Origin of the sequence: Pseudomonas sp. UYIF39 (assembly GCF_029963765.1) — a bacterium.
Taxonomy (GTDB): Bacteria; Pseudomonadota; Gammaproteobacteria; order Pseudomonadales; family Pseudomonadaceae; genus Aquipseudomonas.
In genome coordinates this window covers 60,856-80,193 of sequence record NZ_JALBYU010000012.1, presented here as the reverse complement: position 1 = coordinate 80,193, position 19,338 = coordinate 60,856, and the positions used below count along the sequence as shown (strand labels likewise).

At 59.8% G+C, this 19,338-nt stretch carries 16 protein-coding genes and 1 pseudogene; 3 read left to right on the top strand and 14 right to left on the bottom strand.

Annotated elements, in window-relative coordinates; all coding sequences use genetic code 11:
* The first annotated feature begins 368 nt into the window (after positions 1-368).
* The 3 genes from MO767_RS17675 (at position 369) to MO767_RS17665 (ending at position 6,011) form a co-directional block, all read left to right on the top strand.
* Positions 369-5,474, top strand: a complete 5,106-nt coding sequence (locus MO767_RS17675; RefSeq protein WP_282481544.1) for an NEL-type E3 ubiquitin ligase domain-containing protein — start codon at positions 369-371, stop codon at positions 5,472-5,474.
* A 92-nt stretch (positions 5,475-5,566) separates the two neighbouring features.
* Complete coding sequence (locus MO767_RS17670) at positions 5,567-5,785, top strand: hypothetical protein (protein WP_282481543.1); 219 nt, start codon at positions 5,567-5,569, stop codon at positions 5,783-5,785.
* A gap of 58 nt (positions 5,786-5,843) precedes the next feature.
* Positions 5,844-6,011, top strand: coding sequence for a hypothetical protein (locus MO767_RS17665; protein ID WP_282481542.1), 168 nt, complete (start codon positions 5,844-5,846; stop codon positions 6,009-6,011).
* Between the two features lie 83 nt (positions 6,012-6,094).
* Here the strand turns inward: MO767_RS17665 and ureC are convergent.
* The 14 genes and pseudogenes from ureC to MO767_RS17595 all read right to left on the bottom strand — a co-directional run bounded on the left by ureC (position 6,095) and on the right by MO767_RS17595 (position 19,265).
* Positions 6,095-7,795, bottom strand: a pseudogene (gene ureC / locus MO767_RS17660) (urease subunit alpha).
* 154 nt (positions 7,796-7,949) lie between these two features.
* Complete coding sequence (locus MO767_RS17655) at positions 7,950-8,255, bottom strand: urease subunit beta (RefSeq protein WP_282481541.1); 306 nt, start codon at positions 8,253-8,255, stop codon at positions 7,950-7,952.
* Complete coding sequence (locus tag MO767_RS17650) at positions 8,255-8,788, bottom strand: GNAT family N-acetyltransferase (protein WP_282481540.1); 534 nt, start codon at positions 8,786-8,788, stop codon at positions 8,255-8,257. Before MO767_RS17650 ends, MO767_RS17655 begins: the two co-directional genes overlap by 1 nt.
* 6 nt (positions 8,789-8,794) lie before the next feature.
* Entirely contained in the window at positions 8,795-9,328 is a 534-nt protein-coding gene (locus tag MO767_RS17645; protein WP_282481539.1) for a GNAT family N-acetyltransferase, read from the bottom strand.
* 9 nt (positions 9,329-9,337) lie between these two features.
* Positions 9,338-9,640 carry an urease subunit gamma gene (gene ureA / locus MO767_RS17640; RefSeq protein WP_282481538.1) on the bottom strand — a complete coding sequence of 101 codons (303 nt, stop codon included), beginning with the start codon at positions 9,638-9,640 and terminating at the stop codon, positions 9,338-9,340.
* Between the two features lie 160 nt (positions 9,641-9,800).
* Positions 9,801-10,640: an urease accessory protein UreD gene (locus tag MO767_RS17635; protein WP_282481537.1), complete on the bottom strand. Its 840-nt coding sequence runs from the start codon at positions 10,638-10,640 to the stop codon at positions 9,801-9,803.
* A 43-nt stretch (positions 10,641-10,683) separates the two neighbouring features.
* Entirely contained in the window at positions 10,684-11,382 is a 699-nt protein-coding gene (urtE, locus tag MO767_RS17630) for an urea ABC transporter ATP-binding subunit UrtE (RefSeq protein WP_140683085.1), read from the bottom strand.
* A 49-nt stretch (positions 11,383-11,431) separates the two neighbouring features.
* Entirely contained in the window at positions 11,432-12,304 is an 873-nt protein-coding gene (gene urtD, locus MO767_RS17625; RefSeq protein WP_282481536.1) for an urea ABC transporter ATP-binding protein UrtD, read from the bottom strand.
* Complete coding sequence (urtC, locus tag MO767_RS17620; RefSeq protein WP_282481535.1) at positions 12,301-13,380, bottom strand: urea ABC transporter permease subunit UrtC; 1,080 nt, start codon at positions 13,378-13,380, stop codon at positions 12,301-12,303. Before urtC ends, urtD begins: the two co-directional genes overlap by 4 nt.
* Positions 13,380-14,882 carry an urea ABC transporter permease subunit UrtB gene (gene urtB / locus MO767_RS17615; protein ID WP_282481534.1) on the bottom strand — a complete coding sequence of 501 codons (1,503 nt, stop codon included), beginning with the start codon at positions 14,880-14,882 and terminating at the stop codon, positions 13,380-13,382. Before urtB ends, urtC begins: the two co-directional genes overlap by 1 nt.
* 164 nt (positions 14,883-15,046) lie before the next feature.
* Positions 15,047-16,312, bottom strand: a complete 1,266-nt coding sequence (gene urtA / locus MO767_RS17610; RefSeq protein ID WP_282481533.1) for an urea ABC transporter substrate-binding protein — start codon at positions 16,310-16,312, stop codon at positions 15,047-15,049.
* A gap of 204 nt (positions 16,313-16,516) precedes the next feature.
* A complete protein-coding gene (locus tag MO767_RS17605) occupies positions 16,517-17,536 on the bottom strand; it encodes an iron ABC transporter permease (protein ID WP_282481532.1) in 1,020 nt (339 codons plus the stop codon).
* Positions 17,533-18,480 (bottom strand): ABC transporter substrate-binding protein, encoded by a 948-nt coding sequence (locus MO767_RS17600; RefSeq protein ID WP_282481531.1) that lies wholly within the window; start codon positions 18,478-18,480, stop codon positions 17,533-17,535. Before MO767_RS17600 ends, MO767_RS17605 begins: the two co-directional genes overlap by 4 nt.
* A complete protein-coding gene (locus tag MO767_RS17595; RefSeq protein WP_282481604.1) occupies positions 18,477-19,265 on the bottom strand; it encodes an ABC transporter ATP-binding protein in 789 nt (262 codons plus the stop codon). The genes MO767_RS17600 and MO767_RS17595 overlap by 4 nt, the downstream gene beginning before the upstream one ends.
* Between the last annotated feature and the right edge of the window lie 73 nt (positions 19,266-19,338).

Below are 19,338 nucleotides of genomic sequence, written 5' to 3'. Positions count from 1 at the left end.
GCCTTCGGCGGATCAAGTTTGGCGAGGACAAAAGACCAATGGGAAACAAGGGTGTTATTTATGTATGTTCAACTCTTTAATGTTTGAACGATCACGCTACTGGTCCGTCGCCGGTTGAGCAGTTTTTTAGTCTTTTGTTTTATCAGGTACTGCTTAAGCTTGTGGCTCCTATTGTTAGCTTTGGTTGTTACATAATGTCTGAATTAAATGGAACGGAAAATTTTGTAAGGAGGCGGGTTACTCGCGCTGAAAGTAAGGGACCTCACTTCGAACGTATTGTCCGAACATTGCCCCGCGCAATAACAGAGGCGCCCATCAGTCGTCTGTTATCGCTGGACGGCACAAACGCAACGTTGCCCGATTGGTACTTGAATGCGTCAAGCCTGCGGCGGCAGTACCTCAATGAGCTGATCGAAGAACGCTGGCGCTTGCAAACGCTGGTGGATGGCGCCCTGAAAGACCTGCAACAGGACATTCAGGCCTTTGCGCTACCCCTGCTTTCGGCGGGGCTCAGGTCACACTTCAACATACATGCCGACGTCGTCAGTCAGCTGACGCTGAAATTGTATGTGCCGGACAAGATTCTCCTGGTGATCGACGGTGGCGCCAGTCATATGCGTGAGTCCACCCTGTTGGACGCGGCGCTGCATAACTTCGAAGCACCGGAAACAGCGGAAGATTATTACCGTACCGGCTCGGGCGTCTATTCAAAGAACTTCCGGGGTGAACCGCAACTGCACAAAGCGCTGACGGTCGGAAAAATCGCCGCGCTATGCAGGCGTCTGGATATCGGTGCGCAGTATCAGACTCATATTAAAAGCGTCCTGTTACCGTCCGATCCAGCGGCCCGCCAGTTATTGAATGCGAACGGGGTGGCTGCGCAGAAAGGCGCGTTCAATATGGATGCGCTGATGGCCATGTTAAAAGGCGATATCAGTGAGTACGCCTACGGCAAACTTCAACAAGTGCGCGATAACAAGCCCGATATCACTTTCCACCATCAACCGTTGCACCGGCATCGCCTCTCACTGATGGGTTTCCCGTTGCACGGTATCGTGTTGTTCAGCGCGGTGGTTCAGCCGTCCAGGCTCAAGCCGTTGGTCGACGCAATGACGCCTGACGCCCTGAAGTTCTGGAGCACGTGGTCGCAACGCGTGCCGGTGCTGCCGGGCAGTGAGTACGACAAGTTCAAGCTGCTGCAGTCGTTCTTGGGCAATGGCCCTGCCGGTGTCAATGAGGAGATGCTGCGGCGCGACGATCTGTATAACCAAAGTCGTGTTCATGGGCCGCTGATTGCCTATGTGCCGGACGATCCGCTACACCCGTTGAAAGAGTACGACTCCCTCGCCGACTTCATGAAAGAGCTGCTCAGCCAGTTGCGCCAGCCGGAGTATCAGGCGTTCTTCAGCCGTTTCGTGAGGCAAAAAGACAAGGGCAAATTCTTCGCCCGGGTCAACGAGCGCCTGTCACGTGTTGTCTGGCAGCAACGCGAGCCGTTGGACATGGGCCCCTGGTGGCGGGAAACCGCAGTCGAAAACCCCACTGCCGAGCCCATCACCAACCTGATTGCCGGGGATCTGTGGCAATGGCTGTATGTCGACAAACGCGATAAAGCCATCGCCGATGCACGGGTGATTGCGGTACCGACCGGTGATGAAGACGACACCACCCGCTGGAAGCGCCTGACCAGCTACCTGGACATCGGCTGGAACGTGTTCAACTTTGTCGGGATGCTGATTCCCGGCGTGGGCGAAGTGCTGCTGGGCGTGATGGTGGCGCAGATCGCTGACGAACTGGTGGAAGGGCTAGTCGACTGGGGCAAGGGCGACCGCGATGAAGCCGCCGCCCACATCAATGGCGTGCTGATCAACTTTGCCCAGTTGGCCTTGATGGGCGTCGGCCACGTACTGCCCAAAGGTCTGGCGGCGGTAAAACCCAGCGCCCTGGTGGACAGCCTCAAGCCGGTGGAGATGCCCGGTGGCAAGACCCGTTTGTGGAAACCCGACCTCGGGCCGTACGAGCACCCGGTGGCGCTGCCCGCCGAATCGAAACCCAATGACATCGGATTGCATGAACACGGCAGCAAGCAGTGGCTACGGCTGGAGGACAAGAACTACCAGGTGAGCCAAGACCCGGTGACGGGTCAGCATCGACTTGAGCATCCGCAACGCCCCACGGCTTATAAACCGGTGGTGGAGCACAACAACGCCGGTGCCTGGAAGGTTGAGACCGAACGGCCGCTGGAGTGGGATGCAAGGCGATTGATGCAGCGCATGAATAGCGACACGCAAAAGTACTCCGGCCAGACGCTGGCCAGGATTCAGCAAGTGAGCGGGGTTGATGAAAGCCTGTTGCGCAGGTTGCACGTCGAGCATGAAACCCCGCCCGCGCTATTGCGCGATACCTTCACGCGTTTCAACACCTACGCGGATGCGGAGAGTTTTGCTCAGCACATCGAGGCCAACGAGATTCCAGACGCGCTGGTCGGCTTTGTGCCAGAGGTCATGGTTGAACTGCCGAACTGGCCCGAGAACCGGGCGGTGGAAGTGTTCGAGGCTGCGGATCGCTCGGGGGCATCGTTCAAACACGGTAACGCAACGGCGTCTGAGCCGATGACGATAAAGGTCAGTCGCTCGGAACTCGCGGCGGGCAAGCTGCCCGAGCGGGTGATTGAGTCGCTGGACGAAACCGAGGTTCGCTATCTGCTTGGCGATCAGGTCGGGCGTGGCACACCCGAGCGTATCGAGGCGCTGCGCAAACAGATGGTCACCCAAGCGGGGAAACATAAAAAAGCCGTGTTCGAGGGCCTTTATAAGGGCCGTGATGTGTCCAGCGATCCTCGTGTGCAACGACTGCGCAATGACGTCCCGGAGTTGCCGGCCAGCGCTGCCGAAGAGCTGCTGGAGCATGCCGAACCGACAGACCTGCAGCACCTGAGCGAAAAGCAAAGTGTCTCGCTGCGCTTGCGCCAAAATGCCCGACAGCTGCGAGACCGTGTGCGCGTGAACCGCGCCTATGAGGGTCTCTTCCTTGAGGAACTGGCCGGTGCCGACACCCGCAGACTCGAACTGGCTTCGCTGAGCGGTTTGCCGGGATGGTCCGCCGATGTGCGGATCGAAGTTCGCGAATTGGGATCCGCCGGCAAACTGCACGCCAGTGTCGGGCCGCAAAATGCGTCGATTCTCAGAGTGTTGATTCTCGAAGAGGACGGGCGCTATCAGGTGCGCGATGCCCATGATCAGCCTTTGCACGGCCCGGATGAGTTCTACCCGTCAATCTTGCAAGCACTGCCCGATGCCCAGCGCAACGCATTGGGCTATGGCGTGCACGAAGCTGAACGGCTGAAATTTGAAGTACAGCGTTCCCCGTTGGGTCGCGATCAGTTTGAATCGACGTTGCTTGAGCATCCGGTTCGCAAACCGGCCTACGACCCACAGAGCATGAAGCTGTTGGGAGGCATGGACGGCTATCAGCGCATAGCAAGGGAGGCGACGGCACGGCATCGGGTGCGCAGCCTTTATCCAACCCTCACTGATCCTGAGCTTGAAACCTTTATCCAGGCCTTGAGCCAGCGAGGCACGTCGCTTGGCGCGCAGATCCAGGCCCTGGAAATTGAGTTCGACCAGATGGTGTCTTCCCTGAACCGCTGGGTAAACGGACTGCCCCGGGACTTTCGTTACGGCCCCAGTGGTGTGGCCGAGAGGAATGCCAGGGAAATTCTTGCCCAAAAGATCAGGCGGTGCTGGCAACGTACCGGTCCAAGGCACTTGGATGCGCATGGGGGCGTGCTGGGCCAGACGCTGGACCTGAGTGACTTCAATATGCAAACGCACATTGATCGTATGCCGACGCTGGAGGCTAATTTCGATCACGTTACGCGCCTGTGGTTGCGCAATTCAGGCTTGTCGAACATCGAGCAACCGTTTTTTCAGCAATTTCGTAAAGTCCGCGTGCTGGACGTGGCCAAAAACAATCTGACCAGGGTGCCCCGGAGCATCGCCGAGATGCCGCACCTCACAGACCTGGATCTGACACACAACCAGATAGTGCTTAACAACGCCGATCAGAAAATGCTCAAAAAAAGTACGCGTCTGGTCTTGTTACGCTTGGGGGATAACCCCTTGGGGATGTTGCCGAACGTCAGTCGCATGGCTGATTTGCATACTCTGGATTTGTCCAGCACCGGAGCGACTGGCTGGCCGCCGGGGCTTTTCGCTCGTAATCGGTATCGTCATTTTTTTCTGGACCTTCGCAACAACCCGCTGAGCAACATTCCGCAGGTCACCCCCGGCACCTGGCAGGCCGAGCTATTGGGGCGTACGTGGCTCAGCCGCGAGCCTGCCTGGATGTCAGAAGCCAATCTGAACCTTCTCAAAGACTATATCCGGTCGGCGGGCATGGACCCTGATCGTCCGTATCCGCCCCTTGGTGCACGCAGCAATATCCAGTGGGGTGAGGGCTTGACCCGGGGTCAGTGGAGGGAAAAGCAACAGGTGTGGGACGAGGTGGAGGATGAATTCAACTCGAAGGACTTCTTTGAAGAAATCCAGGCCCTGACACTGTCAGCCGACTTCAAGGCCAGCAAGGCCTATCGGGCCGATCTGACGGCCAAGGTCTGGCGCATGCTCGACGCCATGAACAAGGATGCTCCGTTGCGCGAGCAGTTGTTCAAGGAGGCCAATGCACGCAGCCAATGCGTTGACGGTGCTACCCAGCTGTTCAACGTCATGGGGATCAACGTATTGGCTCAAGAAGCGTTAGAGCTTGGCAACGTCGGTTTGATCGAAGCCGAGTTGGTGGAGCTGGCGAAGGGCAAATCACGGCTGGATGAACTCGAGAGAATTGCCGAACGTCATATCGTCGCCCGACAAGCGGCGGGTGAGCGATTCCGCAGACTGGACGCCGAGGGCAATGTCACCGGCTCGATTGACGAAGTCGAGGTTCACCTGGCCTTCATGACCGATTTGGCAGAACGGCTGGATCTGCCGTGGCAGGCGCGTGGCATGCAGTTTCGCAATATTGCAGGCGTCACCACTGAGATGATCGAAGACGCGTACCAAAGGGTTCTGGCGCTGGAGGAGGGTACTTTGCTGCGTGATTCGATTGCAGAGCAGCCATTCTGGGAATCCTTCGTCAAGCGTTCGAACCGGGCGCGTTTCAGAGCGCTTGATCGCCAGGAGGTCGCAACAGTCGAGTTCAAGGAAGCCCTGGATGAGAGAGCCGCCAGTACCGGCCTGACTCTGGAGGAAAAGGCTGAGTTGAAGGAAAAAATCCGCGTCCTGGCCGCCGAACTCAGCAAGCCGGAAAGCGCTATCGCTCCAGGCGAGGTTATGTCTGAAGAGGTCTATGACCAAGAGCTGGCAGAGATCAAAGCGCAGCGCGAAGCCTTGCTCCTGCAACTGACCCAGGAAGCCATGGACCGAGCGAAATTGCAGCGGATCAAAAAACCTTTACCGGTCGCCCCGCAAAACTGATCTTTAAACCTTTGGACATTGATGCGAGGCCGTAGGGTTTTGCATCAAGCACATTGAAACGATACGTAAAAAAACACATTGAGGAAAATTTGATGACCCAGTCGCAAGGAAGCACCGGTAACGAGCAAACAGTGACGGCAACCGCTGAAGCAACGGACGCCAGTCTCGAGATGAAGTTGAACGCCCTGCGGGATTTACTGAACAAGGCCTCACGCGAGGGAACGTTAACCGCTGAAGCAAAGGACGCCAGTCTCGAGATGAAGCTGAACGCTTTGCGGGACTTGCTGGATAAGACCCCACCGCGAAGCTGATCTCTGAACGTTTTGGCATCGATGCGAAGCCGTTGGGTTTCGCATCGAGCATACGATCATGTCCCGCGTGCAGGGCATTGAGGCGTTCGCTGGATATCGGTCAAAAATACCGGGATCACCTGCGTACGAGGAGCAATTGGCGGATCTGGATGCGCAATTACAGATCGAAGAAGCGGCACTGGTCGAGGAGTTGACTCACCAGGAGCTGGCGCAAAACCCGCTTTGATCAATCATTGAGTCAAATCAAAGAGGGATAAAGCCCCGGCTGCAGCGTTGTGCACCCGGGGCTTTGTTTTGCATGGCGCTGCTTCAGAACAGGAAATAGCGCTGCGCCATCGGCAACGTTTCGGCGGGCTCGCACCACAGCAGCACTCCGTCGGCCTTGACCTGATAGGTCTGTGGATCGACGTCGATGTTCGGCAGGTAGTCGTTGTGGATCAGGTCGGTTTTCTGCACCTCGCGGCAACCTTTGACTACTGCGATTTTCTTTTTCAAACCCAGGGCTTCAGGAAGCCCGGCCTCCTGCGCCGCCTGACTGATAAACGTCAGGCTGGTGGCATGCAGCGAACCACCGTAGCTGGCAAACATCGGACGGTAATGCACCGGTTGCGGCGTCGGGATCGACGCATTGGCATCGCCCATCAGGCTGGCCGCGATGGCGCCGCCCTTGAGAATCAGCGTCGGTTTGACCCCGAAAAACGCCGGGCGCCAGAGCACCAGATCGGCCCATTTACCCACTTCGATCGAACCCACTTCATGGCTGATGCCGTGGGTGATTGCCGGGTTGATGGTGTACTTGGCGATGTAGCGTTTGGCGCGGAAGTTGTCGTTGCCTTCGCCGTCACCGGGCAATGGGCCGCGCTGTTTTTTCATCTTGTCGGCGGTTTGCCAGGTGCGTGTGATGACTTCGCCAACGCGGCCCATGGCCTAGCTGTCGGAGCTGATCATCGAGAACGCGCCGAGGTCGTGGAGGATGTCTTCGGCGGCGATGGTTTCGCGGCGGATGCGGCTTTCGGCGAAGGCCACGTCTTCGGCAATGCTTGGGTCCAGGTGGTGGCAGACCATCAGCATGTCGAGGTGTTCGTCGATGGTGTTGCGGGTGAACGGCCGGGTCGGGTTGGTCGAGCTCGGCAGCACGTTGGCAAAACCGCAGGCCTTGATGATGTCCGGGGCATGACCGCCACCGGCGCCTTCGGTGTGATAGGTGTGGATGGTGCGGCCCTTGAAGGCGGCGAGGGTGGTCTCGACGAAGCCCGATTCGTTGAGCGTGTCGGTGTGGATCGCCACTTGTACATCGTACTGGTCGGCGACGTTCAGGCAGTTGTCGATGCTCGCCGGCGTGGTGCCCCAGTCTTCGTGCAGCTTCAGGCCGATGGCGCCGGCCTTGACCTGCTCGATCAATGGCTCCGGCAGACTGGCGTTGCCCTTGCCGGTGAAGCCAATGTTCATTGGGAACGCATCAGCCGCCTGAAGCATGCGCGCCAGGTGCCACGGCCCGGACGTGCAGGTGGTGGCGTTGGTGCCGGTGGCCGGACCGGTGCCGCCGCCGATCATGGTGGTGACGCCGCTCATCAGCGCCTCTTCGATCTGCTGCGGGCAGATGAAGTGGATGTGCGTGTCGATGCCGCCAGCGGTGAGGATCATGCCTTCGCCGGCGATGACTTCGGTGCTGGCGCCGACGGCGATCGTGACGTTCGGCTGGATGTCCGGGTTGCCGGCCTTGCCGATAGCGGCGATGCGCCCGTCCTTGAGGCCGACGTCGGCTTTGACGATGCCCCAGTGGTCGATGATCAGCGCATTGGTGATCAACGTGTCGACTACTTCTGCGGCGAGTAATTGGCTTTGGCCCTGGCCATCGCGGATGACTTTGCCGCCACCGAATTTCACTTCCTCACCGTAGGTGGTGAAGTCTTTTTCGACTTCGATCCACAGCTCGGTGTCGGCCAGGCGGACCTTGTCACCGACGGTGGGGCCGAACATGTCGGCGTAGGCCTGACGGGAAATCTTCATTCGTTTGCCTTGAGATTCAATTGAATTTGAGACCGCTCGCATAGCTCGCTAATCGCGAGCAAGCTCGCTCCCACAGTTGACCGCGTTCCCCTGTGGGAGCGAGCTTGCTCCGGGCGGCGTTCCGACGATGGGGCCAGAGCCGGCACTGCATTACTTACAAGTCACCCATGATCTTGCCGGCAAACCCGAACACCCGGCGATGCCCGGCCAGGTCTACCAACTCGACCTCGCGGCTCTGTCCCGGCTCGAAGCGCACGGCGGTGCCGGCGGGGATGTTCAGGCGCATGCCGCGGCTGGCGGCGCGGTCGAACGTCAGCGCATCGTTGGTTTCGAAGAAGTGGTAATGCGAGCCGACCTGGATCGGGCGGTCGCCGCTGTTGGCCACTTTCAGGCTGAGGGTGCGGCGGCCAACGTTGAGTTCGATGTCGCCGGGCTGGATCTGGTATTCCCCAGGAATCATTAATGGGCTCCCTGGAGAATCTTGTAGTAGAGGGCGGTCGGCTTGTAGCGGCCGCTCGGGTCGCAGGCATAGTCGGGGATTTGGCCCGCTCGGGTGTAACCCAGCGCCTTGTAGAAGTCTTCGGCAGGGGAGCCGGCCTCGGTGTCGAGGTAGAGCATGCCGCGCTTGTGCTGGAGGGCGGCCGTTTCCAGCGCACTCATCAATTGCTGGCCCAGACCTCGACGTCGGGCGTGTTCACGCACCAGCAGTTTTTGCACTTCGGCGCGGTTCAGGCCGTTGGCTTTCTGGCACAGGGTCAGTTGCACACTGGCCTGCACTTGCTCGTCCTTGACCACCACCCACAGCAGCACGTTGCCCTTGTTCAGGTTCTCCTGGACATCATCGAAATAGGCTCGGGCCTGGGTGGCGTCAAGATTGGCCATGAACCCGACGCTGGCGCCATAGCCGACGGCGTCGAGCAGCAGATCAATCAAACCCTGACGGTAGTGCGCAAAGCTTTCAACATTGACGCGGCGCAGTTGGGCAGCGTTCATGGGCAATTACTCCTTGTTGGCGGTCGGCGGTTCCGCGCCAGGATTAAGGGTCAGTTGCATGAAAGTCAGGTCCAGCCAGCGACCGAACTTGGTGCCCACCTGGGGCATCTGCCCGGTCGTCACGAAGCCGGCTCGCTCATGCAGGCGAATAGAAGCAGCATTCCCGCTTTCGATGGCGGCGACCATCACGTGCTTGTCGCAACCTTTGGCGCGCTCGATCAACGCGGTCATCAATTGCGGGCCGAGACCATTGCCACGCTGGTCGCTGCGCACGTAAACCGAGTGCTCGACGGTGTGGCGGAACCCGTCGAACGACCGCCAGTCACCGAATGAAGCGTAGCCCAGCACCGTGTTGTCGCCTTCGACGATCACCAAAATCGGGTAGCCCTGGGATTGCCGGGCGCTGAACCAGGCCTGGCGGTTACCCAAATCCACGGCCTGTTCGTTCCAGATGGCCGTGGTGTTGAGCACGGCGTCGTTGTAGATGTCGCGGATCGCCGGCAAGTCGGCATGCAGTGCATCACGAATTTGGTAAGTCATGACGCGGCCTCAGGCGATCGGTTGGTGAACGGTGACCAGTTTGGTGCCGTCAGGAAAGGTCGCTTCGACCTGGATCTCCGGGATCATTTCCGGGATGCCTTGCATCACTTGTTCGCGGCTGAGCAGGGTGGTGCCGAAGTGCATCAGCTCGGCCACGGTCCGGCCGTCGCGCGCGCCTTCGAGCAGCGCTGCGGAAATGTAGGCCATGGCTTCCGGATAGTTGAGTTTCACGCCGCGTGCCAAACGCCGCTCGGCCACGAGGCCGGCGGTGAAGATCAACAGCTTGTCTTTCTCGCGTGGGGTCAGGTCCATCGTTTGGAATCCATCTGGGCAGATTAAAAGGGTTTCGGGTCTGTAAATACAAACCCCCTGTAGGAGTGAGCCTGCTCGCGATGGCGGTGTGTCAGGCAACTTATGTGTTGAATGTGCCGACGCCATCGCGAGCAGGCTCACTCCTACAGGGGATCGTATTTCAGGTGCTCCATATTCGCGGGGGGAGAGCTTCACGGCCTAATAGTGTCGGGCGCAATAATCGCCACAAATCAATCAACCAGCCTCGGGCCAACAGCGCTTCACTGGCCAGGCAACGTGCGACTAAAAGCCCCGGCAGCTGGGTCAGATCTCCGCGCACGTCATGGGTCAACGAACGGCACTGCTCCAGCAACGCGCTATCGATGTCCCCAGTCACCAACAACGTCGCAAACACCGGTTGCCCATCCAGTCCAATCGGTGAATCAAGCAAACCATCACCTCCGACAATGCGCTGGCGTTCATGCCAGAGCAACTGGCCGTCGCGACGGATGTCCAACTGCGCCTGAAAATGCCCGAGGTCGAAGCGCTCGCCACTGGCCGGGCGACCCAACGCCACCACGTCCCAGTAAAACAACCGCGCATCGCCTTCCAGATCAATTGAAGTGCTGAGCTCGGCCTGGGCGTCGCTGAAGATAATGGTTTCCTGGGGCAGCCACTCCAGTGTCGCGCCGGTGGCTACGTTCAAGTCGAGCTTCTGATAAGCGGGCCCCGCTGCGCGATACCACTTGGCCGCGCCAGGGCTGGTAATTTGCGCCCAGGCATCAGGGCCGACACTGGCCGAGATGTCCAGCCGATCACCCCCGGCAATCCCGCCCGGCGGGTGCACGATGATGTGCTGGCAAACTTCCGGCCCTTCGGCATACAGGTGCTTCTGCACCCGCAGCGGGCCTTTGTGCCGGCGCTGAACCGGGCGCGTACTGTCGCCGAATCGGGCGTAGCCGAGTTCCAGCTCAGCGTGCCAGCTCGGGGTAAACAGGGCAGTGGGAACAGGTAAATTCATGGCTTCTAATTATCGTTGGGACGCTACAGATTAGATCGTAGCCTTAGATCGTAACCAAGCCGCGAACACCCTCGGCTTCCATATTTTCTCCGCGACCCTGTTGCACGATTTCGCCCCGGGACATCACCAGGTATTGATCGGCCAGTTCGGCGGCGAAATCGTAGAACTGCTCCACCAGCAAAATCGCCATATCACCACGGGCCGCAAGCTTCTTGATCACCGCGCCGATTTCCTTGATCACCGATGGCTGGATGCCTTCGGTGGGCTCGTCGAGAATCAGTAGGCGTGGACGGCTGGCCAACGCTCGGCCGATCGCCAATTGCTGCTGCTGTCCACCGGACAAGTCACCGCCGCGACGTTGCTTCATTTGCAGTAGCACCGGAAACAGCTCGTAGATGAACGCCGGGACTTCCTTGGCTTCAGCGCCGGGAAATCGCGACAGGCCCATCAACAGGTTTTCTTCCACCGTCAGCCGGCCGAAAATTTCCCGCCCCTGAGGCACGTAAGCGATCCCGGCGTGAACCCGCTGGTGTGGCTTGAACGCGGTGATCGTTTTGCCTTCCCAGTTCACCGCGCCTTCTTTGGCCGGCAACAAACCCATCAGGCACTTGAGCAGCGTGGTCTTGCCCACGCCGTTGCGCCCGAGCAGGCAGGTGACTTCACCGACCTTCACGTCAAACGTCAGGCCCCGCAGGATGTGACTACCGCCGTAATACTGGTGCAGCTTGTCGACTTGCAGCATTCTCAAATTCCTTCTGTTCCACACAGGCTCGCTCCTACAGGGAGGGCGGCTACCGACCGAGATACACCTCGATCACGCGCTCGTTGTCCTGCACCTGTTCCAGCGACCCTTCGGCCAGCACGCTGCCCTGGTGCAACACGGTGACGTGGTCGGCGATGGAACCGACAAAGCCCATGTCGTGTTCCACCACCATCAGCGAATGCTTGCCCGCCAGGCTCTTGAACAGTTCGGCGGTGAATTCGGTTTCGGCGTCGGTCATGCCCGCCACCGGCTCGTCGAGCAGCAGCAGTTGCGGGTCCTGCATCAGCAACATGCCGATTTCCAGAAACTGCTTCTGACCGTGGGACAGCAAACCCGCCGGACGATTGACCGACGTGGTCAGGCGAATGGTCTCCAGCACTTCGCTGATGCGATCTTTCTGTTCGCCACTCAGGCGAGCCCGCAGGCTGGCCCACACCGATTTGTCGGTTTTCTGCGCCAGTTCCAGGTTTTCAAAAACGCTCAAGGCTTCGAACACTGTCGGCTTCTGGAACTTGCGACCGATGCCAGCCTGGGCGATTTGCACTTCGCTCATCTGCGTCAGGTCGAGGGTTTCACCGAACCAGGCCTTGCCGTGACTGGGCCGGGTCTTGCCGGTGATCACGTCCATCAGCGTGGTTTTTCCCGCGCCGTTGGGGCCGATGATGCAGCGCAGTTCGCCAACGCCGATGTACAGATTCAGATCGTTCAGCGCCTTGAAACCATCGAAGCTGACGCTGATGTCTTCCAGGGTCAGGATCGTGCCGTGGCGAGTGTTCAGGCCTTTGCCAGCGGCTTGGCCGAGACCGATAGCGTCGCGGCTGCTGCCGGCGTCCCTGTTCGGTTCCAGGGGCGGAAAAAACGCCGGTTCGAGCATGAATTCAGCCGTTGCAGTGACTCTCATGATTCACCTCTCTTTTTCAGCAGACCGATCACGCCTTTGGGCAGGTACAAGGTCACGACGATGAACAACGCGCCGAGGAAGAACAGCCAGTATTCCGGGAAGGCCACGGTGAACCAGCTCTTCATGCCGTTGACCACACCGGCGCCGAGCAGCGGGCCGATCAGCGTGCCGCGACCACCCAGCGCCACCCAAACTGCGGCTTCAATCGAGTTGGTCGGCGACATTTCACTCGGGTTGATAATCCCGACTTGCGGCACGTACAGCGCACCGGCCAGACCGCACAACACCGCGCTCAACACCCAGACGAACAGCTTGAAACCGCGCGGATCGTAACCGCAGAACATCAGGCGGTTTTCCGCGTCCCGCAGGGCGGTCAACACCCGGCCGAACTTGCTTCGCGCCAGACGCCAGCCGATAAACAGGCTCACCACCAGCAACACCACCGTGGCAAAAAACAACACCGCGCGAGTCCCCGGTTCGGTGATGCCAAAGCCGAGAATAGTGCGGAAGTTGGTAAAGCCGTTGTTGCCGCCAAACCCGGTTTCGTTGCGGAAGAACAGCAGCATCCCGGCGAAGGTCAGGGCCTGGGTCATGATCGAGAAATACACGCCCTTGATCCGCGAGCGGAAGGCGAAGAAGCCGAACACCAGCGCCAGCAACCCCGGCGCCAGCACCACCAGACACATCGACCAGAGAAAGCTGCTGGTGCCGGTCCAGTACCACGGTAATTCGGTCCACGACAGAAAGGTCATGAACGCTGGCAAGCCATCGCCCGAGGCTTGGCGCATCAGGTACATGCCCATCGCATAACCGCCGAGGGCGAAGAACAGCCCGTGACCGAGGGACAATAAACCTGCGTAGCCCCAGACCAGATCCAGCGCCAGGGCGACGATGGCGTAGCAAAGAATTTTGCCCACCAGCGTCAACGTGTAAGCCGAGACGTGAAACGTGCTGTCCGGCGACAACAACGACAGCAACGGCAACGCCAGCAGCAGAAGGAGGATCACCGCGCCGACGGCGATCGTGACTTTGGGGCCGGCCTTTTGCGTGGCCGTGAGCATCAGGGGCTGGTTCATCAGTCGATCACCCGTCCTTTCAGTGCGAAGAGGCCTTGCGGACGTTTCTGGATGAACAGAATGATCAGCGCGAGGATCAGGATCTTGCCGAGTACGGCACCGATTTGCGGTTCGAGAATTTTGTTGGCGATGCCGAGGCCGAACGCGGCCAGCACGCTACCGGCCAATTGGCCGACGCCACCGAGCACCACCACCAGGAACGAGTCGATGATGTAGCTCTGGCCGAGGTCCGGGCCGACGTTGCCGATCTGGCTGAGGGCTACGCCACCAAGGCCAGCGATGCCTGAGCCGAGGCCGAAGGCGAGCATGTCGACACGCCCGGTGGGTACGCCGCAGCAGGCGGCCATGTTGCGGTTCTGGGTGACGGCGCGCACGTTCAAACCGAGGCGCGTCTTGTTCAGCAGCAACCAGGTGAGCACCACCACAAACAGCGCGAAGGCAATGATGACGATGCGGTTGTACGGCAGCACCAGATTCGGCAGCACTTGAATCCCGCCCGATAGCCACGCCGGGTTGGCCACTTCGACGTTCTGCGCACCGAACACCAATCGCACCAGTTGAATCAGCATCAGGCTGATGCCCCACGTGGCGAGCAGGGTTTCCAATGGACGGCCATAGAGGTGGCGAATCACCGTGCGCTCCAGCGCCATACCGATGGCGGCGGTGACGAAAAACGCCACCGGCAACGCGATCAGCGGGTAGAACTCGATGGCTTGCGGGGCGAAGCGCTGGAACATCAGCTGCACCACGTACGTCGAGTACGCGCCGAGCATCAGCATCTCGCCGTGGGCCATGTTGATCACGCCGAGCAGGCCGAAGGTGATCGCCAGACCGAGTGCGGCAAGCAACAGGATCGAACCGAGGGACATGCCGCTGAAGGCTTGGCCGAGGATCTCGCCGATCAGCAATTTGCGTTTGACCTGAGCGAGGCTGGTTTCGGCAGCGGTGCGTACGCCGGCGTCGGCTTCGACACCAGGTTGCAGCAGGCTTTCGAGGCGGGTGCGAGCCAGTGGGTCACCGGTTTCACCGAGCAGACGCACAGCGGCAAGGCGCACGGCCGGGTCGGTGTCCACCAGTTGCAGATTAGCCAAGGCCAGGCTCAGGGCGGCGTGAACGGTTTCGTCTTTTTCGCCAGCCAGTTGCTGGTCGAGAAATTTCAACTGTGCCGGTTTGGCGCTTTTCTGCAATTGCTGCGCGGCGGTCAGACGGGTTTTGGCGTCAGTGGCGAGCAATTGGTGGCTGGCCATAGCGGTGTCGATCAGACCCCGCAGGCGGTTGTTCAGGCGCAGGGTTTTCGGTTGGCCGTCGACGGTCAGCTCGCCTTGTTGCAGGGCGTTGATCAGCTCGATACGGGCCGGATCGGGCTGCGCAGCCCAGCCTTCCAGAAGCTTGGCTTGCTGCACGGGGTTGGCCGCGACGAAGTCTTCGGCGTCGCCGGCCTGTACGGCCATCGGTAATAACAGCGCGAGAGCAAGGATGAAGCGGTAAAAGGCAGCGGGCATATGTATGGCCTTGCGCGGACTAATTGTAGGAGTGAGCCTGCTCGCGATAGCGGTCTATCAATCAGCAAATATGTTGTCTGACCCACCGCTATCGCGAGCAGGCTCACTCCTACAGGGGATTGCGTCGGGCTCAAGCTTCATGCACAGACCCGACATCCAGTGGCTTAGTTGCTCTTCACCGCATAATCCGGCTTCTTGTCGTTCCCCGAGATGAACGGGCTCCACGGTTCGGCACGGATCGGCCCTTCGGTCTGCCACACCACATTGAACTGACCGTCCGCCTGAATCTCGCCGATCATCACCGGTTTGTGCAGGTGGTGGTTGGTCTTGTCCATGGTCAGCGTGTACCCGGACGGCGCTGCAAAGGTCTGGCCAGCGAGGGCTTCGCGGACTTTGTCGACGTCAGTGGACTTGGCTTTTTCAGCCGCTTGCGCCCACATGTGGATGCCCACGTAGGTGGCTTCCATCGGGTCGTTGGTCACTGCTTTGTCGGCGCCAGGCAAGTTGTGTTTCTTGGCGTAGGCTTTCCAGTCGGCGACGAATTTCTTGTTCGCCGGATTCTCGACCGATTCAAAGTAGTTCCATGCCGCGAGGTTGCCCACCAGTGGCTTGGTGTCGATGCCGCGCAGTTCTTCTTCTCCCACCGAGAACGCCACGACCGGAACGTCGGTGGCTTTCAGGCCCTGGTTGGCCAGCTCTTTATAGAACGGCACGTTGGAGTCGCCGTTGACGGTGGAGATGACCGCGGTCTTGCCACCGGCCGAGAATTTTTTGATGTTGGCCACGATGGTCTGGTAATCGGCGTGGCCGAACGGGGTGTAGACCTCTTCGATGTCCTTGTCCGCCACACCTTTGGAGTGCAGGAACGAGCGCAGGATTTTGTTGGTGGTGCGCGGGTAGACGTAGTCGGTGCCCAACAGGAAGTAACGCTTGGCGCTGCCGCCTTCTTCGCTCATCAGGTATTCCACCGCCGGGATCGCCTGTTGGTTCGGCGCAGCACCGGTGTAGAACACGTTCGGCGACATCTCTTCGCCTTCGTATTGCACCGGGTAGAACAGCAGACCGTTGAGCTCTTCGAACACCGGCAATACCGACTTACGCGACACCGACGTCCAGCAACCGAACACCACCGCCACCTTGTCCTGAGTCAGCAACTGACGACCCTTTTCAGCAAACAGTGGCCAGTTCGACGCCGGGTCCACGACCACAGGTTCGAGCATCTTGCCGTTCACGCCGCCCTTGGCGTTGATCTCGTCGATGGTCATCAGCGCCATGTCTTTGAGCGACGTTTCGGAGATCGCCATGGTCCCGGACAACGAATGCAGAATACCGACCTTGATGGTCTCGGCGGCCTGGATGCTCCAGGTCATGCCCATCGCGGCAATGCTTGCCGATAGTGTGAAAGCCTTGATCAAGCTGCGACGCTTCATTGTGCGATCTCCATGAACTTATGAATTTTCTTGGTTGGCAGATGCGGACTACTGAAGGGTCTTTAGCAAGGGCTGTGCCTGGTCGGCAAAAGGCAGGGAAATGTCGTATTAGAGCGGTTGCGCGGTTTGAGCGACGCACCATGAAGGATCGCGCCTGGCGCGTTGGTGCGAAGTGGTGCGCCACATTGGGGCGGGCACAATAGATCAAATGTGGGAGCGTCGGCGCATGAGGCCGATGAAGAACAGACCTCCGATGGCGGCGGTGGCGACGCCGATGGGCAAGTCTTCGGGGGCGATCAGGGTGCGGGCGGCGACGTCGACCCAGACGAGAAAGATGCTGCCCAACAACACGCACACCGGTAGCAAGCGACGGTGTTCAGCCCCAACCAACCGGCGCGCAATGTGCGGCACCATCAGCCCGACAAACCCGATAGACCCGCTGATCGACACCAGCACCCCAGTCATCAGCGAAGCAATCAAAAACACCCGCAATCGCACGGTGCGCGCATTGAGCCCGAGGGTCACCGCCGTCTGTTCGCCCGTCATCAACGCATTCAACGGTCGCGCCATTCCCAGCAACAACACCAACCCGAGCAACACGCTGGCCGCCGGTACCGCGAGTAACTCCCAACGCGCCAACCCGAGCCCACCGAGCATCCAGAACATCACCGCCGAATTCGCGCGGTGATCGCCAAGAAACAGCAGCAGATTGGCAATCGCCATCATCACGAAGGACACCGCCACGCCACACAGCAGCAGCCGATCACTGTCCAGCCGCCCGTTGCGGTTGGCGATCATCAGCACGATCAACATGCTCAGCAACGCGCCGATAAACGCCGCGATCGGCAAGGTCAGCAGGCCGACAATTTCACCGACATGCAGCACCACGATCACGGCACCGAGGGTGGCGCCGGAGGTGACCCCGAGCAAATGCGGGTCGGCCAATGGATTGCGCGTCACCGCTTGCAGCACTGCACCGATCAGCGCGAGCCCGGCGCCGACCAACGCACCCAACAGCATGCGAGGCACGCGAATCAGCCAGACGATGTGTTCCTGCCCAGCGGCCCAGTCCGGCACGCCGAAACCGAAAATCTTGTGCAACAGAATCCGCCACACCACATCCACCGGCACCCGCGCCGGGCCAAAGCCCAGCGACACCACGCACGACACCAGCAGCAACGCGCCGAGGGCCACCAGCAACAAGGCGTAGCGACGATTGATCATTCGCCGTGGAAACCCTTGGCCAGGGTTTCAACCGCCAGCACGTTGTCGATCCCCGGCGTGGCCTGCACATACGGAATCACGATGAAGCGCTGATTCTTGATCGCGTCCACCGATTGCAGCGCCTTGTTGTTGAGCAGGAATTGCTCCTTCTGTTCGGCAGTGACTTCGCCGTAATCGACGATGACGATCACCTGAGGATTACGCTCGACGACGTTCTCCCAGTTGACCCGGGTCCAACTCGCCTCGACGTCATCCAGAATGTTGCGCCCGCCAGCGGCATCGATCAGCGCTTGCGGCATACCGAGGCGACCGGAAGTCATGGCGCGGTCTTCACCGCTGTCATAGAGGAAGACGCGAGGTTTGTCTGCCGGCAGATTCTTGCGCACTTCGGCGACTTGCGCCTGCATCTGGGTGATCAAGGCGTTGGCTCGATCCTGCACGTCAAAGATTTTGCCGAGGTTGTGCAGGTCGTTGTAGGTGTCTTCCAGGCTGGCCGGCGGACGCTTCATCACGAACGCGCAGGACTCGGTCAGCTCGTAGACATTGATGCCCAGCGGCTGCAACGTTTGCGGTGTCAGGTCACCGCCCACGCGCATGCCGTAATCCCAGCCGGCGAAGAAGAAATCGACGTTGGCGTTGAGCAGGGTTTCCACCGACGGGTACTTGGCCGCCAGCTCCGGCAGGCCGTCGAGGATGGTCTGCATCTGGGGCGTGACGGACTTCCAGCCCGTCACACCGCTATACCCGGCCATGCTGGGTTTCAGGCCGAGGGCGAGCATCATCTGGGTCATGTTGATGTCGTGGCTGACCGCGTGTTTCGGCGCTTGCTTGAAGGTCACTTCGCGGTTGCAGCTCTGCACGGTCAACGGGTAGTGAGTGGCCTCGGCAAATGCTGGGGCATTGCCCAGCAACAGAGCGGCGCAAAGCAGGGAACGCAACGTCATGGTTGGGTGATCCAGGTGATTCGTGGGTAGCCGTGCAAAGGATGTTCATCGATCAGCGCTTCGACGCCGAACACGTCGCGCAGCAGTGGGGCGGTCAGGACTTCTTTGGGTGTGCCGCTGGCGACGATGCCGCCGTGATTGATCACGTACAGTCGATCACAGAAAGCAGCCGCCAGATTGAGGTCATGGATGCTCGCCAGGGTGCCGATTTTCAGGCGTTTTACCAGTTGCAGCAGTTCGAGCTGATAACGCGGGTCGAGGTGATTGGTCGGCTCGTCGAGGATCAGCATTTGCGGTTGCTGAGCCAGGGCGCGGGCGAGGATCACGCGCTGTTTTTCACCACCGGAGAGGGTGGCGAAGGCATGATCCTCGAAGCCTTTCAGACCGACTGATTTCAGGGCCTGGGTTGCGAGATTTCTGTCCTCCAGGGTGTCGCCGTCGAACAGACCTTTGTGCGGTGTGCGGCCCATGGCGACGACTTCGTCGACGGTCAGGCCGAAGGCGTCGGGGAATTCCTGCAGGACCACGGCGATGCGTTGCGCGCACCAGCGCGAGGATTGCTTCCAGACGTTGTGGTGGTCGAGCTTGACCTCGCCGCGCTCGGGTTTGCTGAAGCGCCAGGCACAGCGCAGCAGGCTGGTTTTGCCGCTGCCGTTGGGGCCGATCAGACCGACAAACTCACCGGGGAGCACGTGCAAGGTTGCATCACGCAGTTGGAACTGGTGATGGCAATGGCCGTGGCCCAGGGGTGTCCAGGCGAGGTTCGTGAGGTTCAGCGAGGTCATTGCGTGCTCGAAGTGCGGGTAGTTGCAGCGGGCCGACATTGTAAGGTCAACCGCACTGCAACAGGCATCTCGC

Excerpts from the sequence above, each read along its gene's own strand:
- MO767_RS17670 (WP_282481543.1), top strand. The coding sequence starts at position 5,567 with ATGACCCAGTCGCAAGGAAGCACCGGTAACGAGCAAACAGTGACGGCA.
- MO767_RS17665 (WP_282481542.1), top strand. The coding sequence starts at position 5,844 with ATGTCCCGCGTGCAGGGCATTGAGGCGTTCGCTGGATATCGGTCAAAA.
- MO767_RS17655 (WP_282481541.1), bottom strand. The coding sequence starts at position 8,255 with ATGATTCCTGGGGAATACCAGATCCAGCCCGGCGACATCGAACTCAAC.
- MO767_RS17650 (WP_282481540.1), bottom strand. The coding sequence starts at position 8,788 with ATGAACGCTGCCCAACTGCGCCGCGTCAATGTTGAAAGCTTTGCGCAC.
- MO767_RS17645 (WP_282481539.1), bottom strand. The coding sequence starts at position 9,328 with ATGACTTACCAAATTCGTGATGCACTGCATGCCGACTTGCCGGCGATC.
- ureA (WP_282481538.1), bottom strand. The coding sequence starts at position 9,640 with ATGGACCTGACCCCACGCGAGAAAGACAAGCTGTTGATCTTCACCGCC.
- MO767_RS17635 (WP_282481537.1), bottom strand. The coding sequence starts at position 10,640 with ATGAATTTACCTGTTCCCACTGCCCTGTTTACCCCGAGCTGGCACGCT.
- urtE (WP_140683085.1), bottom strand. The coding sequence starts at position 11,382 with ATGCTGCAAGTCGACAAGCTGCACCAGTATTACGGCGGTAGTCACATC.
- urtD (WP_282481536.1), bottom strand. The coding sequence starts at position 12,304 with ATGAGAGTCACTGCAACGGCTGAATTCATGCTCGAACCGGCGTTTTTT.
- urtC (WP_282481535.1), bottom strand. The coding sequence starts at position 13,380 with ATGAACCAGCCCCTGATGCTCACGGCCACGCAAAAGGCCGGCCCCAAA.
- urtB (WP_282481534.1), bottom strand. The coding sequence starts at position 14,882 with ATGCCCGCTGCCTTTTACCGCTTCATCCTTGCTCTCGCGCTGTTATTA.
- urtA (WP_282481533.1), bottom strand. The coding sequence starts at position 16,312 with ATGAAGCGTCGCAGCTTGATCAAGGCTTTCACACTATCGGCAAGCATT.
- MO767_RS17605 (WP_282481532.1), bottom strand. The coding sequence starts at position 17,536 with ATGATCAATCGTCGCTACGCCTTGTTGCTGGTGGCCCTCGGCGCGTTG.
- MO767_RS17600 (WP_282481531.1), bottom strand. The coding sequence starts at position 18,480 with ATGACGTTGCGTTCCCTGCTTTGCGCCGCTCTGTTGCTGGGCAATGCC.
- MO767_RS17595 (WP_282481604.1), bottom strand. The coding sequence starts at position 19,265 with ATGACCTCGCTGAACCTCACGAACCTCGCCTGGACACCCCTGGGCCAC.